This window comes from Candidatus Marivariicella framensis, assembly GCF_982709265.1.
Map to the genome: position 1 here is coordinate 1 of NZ_CEXPNT010000045.1, position 4,455 is coordinate 4,455.

The following is a 4,455-nucleotide window of genomic DNA, read 5'->3' on the forward strand; positions in this document are numbered from 1 at the left end:
CGTCAAATGTAATCAATTAAAAATACCTGAACATACTGAACAAGATATGCCTGTGATTTGAAAAAGGATCAAGCTTTTGTGCAAGAAAAGTATGATCCTCATACACTAGGAGTTATTTAGCTCTTGTAGAACCATAAAAAGAAACTGCTATAACCATAGCTCCTGATATTAAAAAATATAATGGTGGATGAAAATTGTCATTTGTAGTCATTCTATATATTAACTCTAATATGATTACAGAACCTCCTATTCCCCATCCAATCAATCCATTTTTTGCGTCAGAGCCCTGTATGCCTCGTATCATAAAAGTTAATATTCCAAGACCTAAAAAAGCAGTACCGGTATTCATGTTTCCTCCAGCAGCAGTTTCAAGACTTAGCGCTTCAGCTCCACTTTGCAAAGCAATTTGTTCTGCCATAAAATATAACATCAAGCCTACAATCACATTGTAAACCGCGCAAATAGTAAATAATGTTTTTGAATTCATTTCAATTGATTTATGATTAATAATATATTAAGATAATAAATTCTTAAACTTTATAAAAACAATATACCTCTAGATTGGGTTAGTTTAATAGCCAAATAAAGTTTCTAAAGAAAGCTCCTGAACTTTTCCGTATTGCTTTAGGTTATCAAAATTAATATTATTACGATTTCCTATCAATAAAATATTGTGAGGTTTATCTTTAATGTGGTTTTTATGAAAAGCTGAAAGATCTTCAATTTTCATTGTTTTTACTTCATTATAAATTTGCTCACGAATATCAAAATTTATTCCTTTTTTTTCAGCTACTAAGTAATTTTCAAGAACATTTCTTTTGGTAATGCGCTCACTTTCAATTTTATTTAGAATGGCTTGTTTTGCAACCTCAAAAGCTTGAGGCGACTCTGGTAAATTATGAATTAAATCAAACATAGAATACAAAGCTTCTTCTTGTTTATCTGACTGAATTCCTATATATGAATATAAATAATCGGCCTTATCCGCTTCTGACGACTCACTATATGAGGAAAATACTGAATAAGCCAACCCCTGAGCTTCTCTAATTTCTTGAAAAACAATACTTTCCATTCCACTTCCAAAATATTGATTAAACATTCGAATGGCTGCTGCTTTTGAATTGTCTAATAAATCCAATTTAGACAATAAGATGATTTCTGTTTGTACCATATCAAAATGAGCCCAAAAAACCTGCTTTTCAGTATAATCAATTTCAGTATAATTTTTTAAATCACTGACTTTATTAAATATTTTGGGAGTTTTATGATTTGTTATTATTATATCTGTCAGTTCTTCTTGTGTTTTGTTCCCATAATATAAAATACGATGTGGATAATTTGAAAGATTTTTAATCCATTTAATTAGATCGTTTGATTTAATTTTTTTTAGATCTTCATTGCTTATACCTATGCTAGGATTATCCTTACCATATGTTGAATAAGAAACCAGCTGTGACCTTAAAATTTGATTTTTATTTGTTTTCAAATCTGAACGATACTTCATAATTCGCTCTAACAGTTTATCCAAAGACTTTTGAGAGCCAACAGGATTTTGTAATACTTTTTCAAAAAGCTCAATTGAGGGAAGCATATTTTCACTCAAACCACTAAGGTTAAGGAATATTTGATTTTCTGTAGAATAAAAACTTATACTAGCACCCAACTTGTAAAGCTCTTGCTTAAATTCCTCTGGGCTGTATATTGTAGTTCCAATATAATCCATAAAGCTAGAGGCGAATGATATCAAGGGGTCTAAGTTAAATCCAAAATCAAAAGCATAGACTAGGGTGAATAAATCATTATCAATATTTGTTTTCGAAAAAACATCAATATCACCTATTGTATATTTATCAAAGTCAGTATTAAAATCTACAAACTTAGGTTTAAGTTTTTTCAATTTCATATTGCTTAGACTTTCTTGTAATAGAGATTTATCTTCACGGTTTAATTGAACTTTGGTGATTTTAGGCTTGACTATTTTTTTTGTATTTAGATCTTTACCATTTCGCTTATAAACAACAGCATAATTGTTATGATAATTAGAATTTGCAAAATCAATTATATCTTTCTTATTAATTTTGGATAGTTGATTAAAATAAGTAACCTGATCAATCCACTTTTTATTTCGAGTAAAAGCCATGACCATGTTATTGGCTCTGAAATAATTTGCATTATCAGAATCATCTTGCTCCATAACACTTTTTTTAAGGTCATTAATAGCTGATTCAATAAGCCAGTTTTCAAAATTTCCCTTTTTGATGTTTTCGATTTCTCCCAAAAGAAGAGCTTTCACCTCTTCTAAAGATTGATCTTCTTTAGGAGTTCCCCTGAGTGTATGAATCGAATAGTCATCCATTGAATTAATATATGAATACGCTCCCAGCACTTTTTGTTCCTGTACTAAATTTAAATCTATCAACCCAGCTGTATTGTTAGAGAGCAACATGTCTATCAAACTTAAATACATTAAATCAGTACTTGATTTACTATCAAACCTGAAACCCATAGCAACTGATTCACTTTCAGGACCTAAAACATCTACTTCAATAGGCTCTTTTATTTCAGGTTGTGACTCGTTTTCTAGAATTGGAATATCTGGATTAGGTTTCCAGTCTCCAAAATGTTTATCAATTAAAGTAATAGTTTTTTCAAAATCTAACTCTCCACTCATACATATTGCAACATTATTTGGTCGATAATAAGTGCTAAAATAGTTTTTAATTTCTGTAATAGAAGGGTTTTTTAAATGATCAATAGTTCCAATTACAGATTGTTTTCCATAGGGATGACTTGGAAATAAACTTTGATATAAGGCGAAATTTTGTTTTTGATTATCACTATCTAATGTTCTGTTTTTTTCTTCATATACAGCTTCTAATTCAGTATGAAACAATCGACTTACAATATGTTTAAACCTTAACCCTTCGAGGGTTAAAAAACGTTCCATTTCGTTAGAAGGGATGTCAACTGTATATACTGTTCGATCTTCAGTAGTATATGCATTTAGTTTTTTTCCACCCATTATGGATATCATTTTATCATATTCATTTGGTATGACTAGTTTTGCAGCTTTGTTAGAAATAGCATCAATTTTTTCATAATATTGTGCACGAGCTTTCGGATCTGAAGTATTTGCATAATCATTAAATAAATTTTCTATTGAATCTAATAAAGGTTTTTCCTTTTCATAATTTAAGGTTCCAAAGTGCTTGTTTCCCTTAAACATTATGTGTTCCAAATAATGGGCTAAACCAGTATTATTTTCAGGATCATTCTTCCCTCCTGCTTTGACAGCTGTAAAAACATGAACTCTAGGAGCATTTTCAAAATTACTTAAGTAGACTTTTAGTCCGTTATTTAATGTGTATACACGAGTTTCTGTGGGATCATTTGTCACATATTCATAAGTATAACCATTAGAGGTGTTCGTTAAGGTTTTGTGTACTTCATTTTTACATGAAATAACAAATGAAACAAATAGTGGTAGAAGAAGTAATTTTTTCATTATGTTGATTTATAATTTGTGAATATAGATAAAACCCTCAAACTTAATTATAAAAATTAGGCTTACTGAAGAAGATATACTTAATCAGTCACACTAAATGTATTCCAGCTTCCTATATCTTGATTAAATGGTGTTGCTCTTTGAAACATCAAGACCAAAGAAGAATTAGTTATTAGAAGCTACTTCTGGATGAGATGGAAGAATGATGAAATATATAATTAATTAGTCTGAGGGGCAACAAATGTTTTAAAAAGATAATCTGAATTTGCATTACCTGCATGACTTCCTCTTCCTCTAGTATAAACATTGTTTAGGTTTAAATTAAGGAATCCAACATCCTGAGCTCCAATAGAAATTTTCATTGTATAAACCTCATTAACATCAACTAATATATTATAACTACTTACATCAAAACTTACATATTCATGTGGTGCCCAATTTCCATTTTCATCCTTATCAGGGGGAGTCGTAAGTCCTGAACTTGTGGCAAGAAGTGTTCCTCCATCTCCTTCTCCCGAATAAACTTTAAAAGTGACATCTTGTCCCTCAGTAGATCCTGAAACAGGATTACTCATAAGCCACTGAACTGCTGTTAATTTACCCTTTACACCTACTGTGAAAGATTGCCACTGTGATGATCCTCCGGCTCCCCAACCTCCTGTTGCATTATATTGATCAACAGCAGAACTTCCATATTGGGGACCCTCATTAACAGTAATTGTTCCTTGTACTGTCTGGTTAGTTGATCCTACTGAAACACTTATACTGTAGTTATAAGTTCCAGAGGTTGTAGCTGTTCCAGATAGTGTAGCTACATTGTTAGCTAGAGACAAACTTATTCCAGGTGGTAAATTACTAGCCTGTGCATTAACAGGGCCTGTATAATTTGTTGAATATGTATATACAACATTAGTAATCGAATTGGTCGATGTAACTGTCTGACTTTGTGG

4 protein-coding genes are annotated in these 4,455 nt (G+C 31.0%); all 4 read right to left on the minus strand.

All coding sequences use genetic code 11. The annotated features are described in order from the left end of the window. Positions 1 to 112: 112 nt before the first annotated feature. Positions 113 to 487 carry a hypothetical protein gene (locus AC34EU_RS08690; protein ID WP_487534662.1) on the minus strand — a complete coding sequence of 125 codons (375 nt, stop codon included), beginning with the start codon at positions 485 to 487 and terminating at the stop codon, positions 113 to 115. A gap of 84 nt (positions 488 to 571) precedes the next feature. After that, positions 572 to 3,505, minus strand: coding sequence for a M16 family metallopeptidase (locus tag AC34EU_RS08695; protein WP_487534663.1), 2,934 nt, complete (start codon positions 3,503 to 3,505; stop codon positions 572 to 574). An 80-nt stretch (positions 3,506 to 3,585) separates the two neighbouring features. Further along, on the minus strand, positions 3,586 to 3,654 hold the full coding sequence (locus AC34EU_RS08700) for a BspA family leucine-rich repeat surface protein (RefSeq protein WP_487534665.1): 69 nt from the start codon (positions 3,652 to 3,654) through the stop codon (positions 3,586 to 3,588). A 69-nt stretch (positions 3,655 to 3,723) separates the two neighbouring features. Further along, positions 3,724 to 4,455 (minus strand): hypothetical protein (locus tag AC34EU_RS08705; protein ID WP_489696221.1); only part of this gene is annotated, 732 nt, incomplete at its 5' end.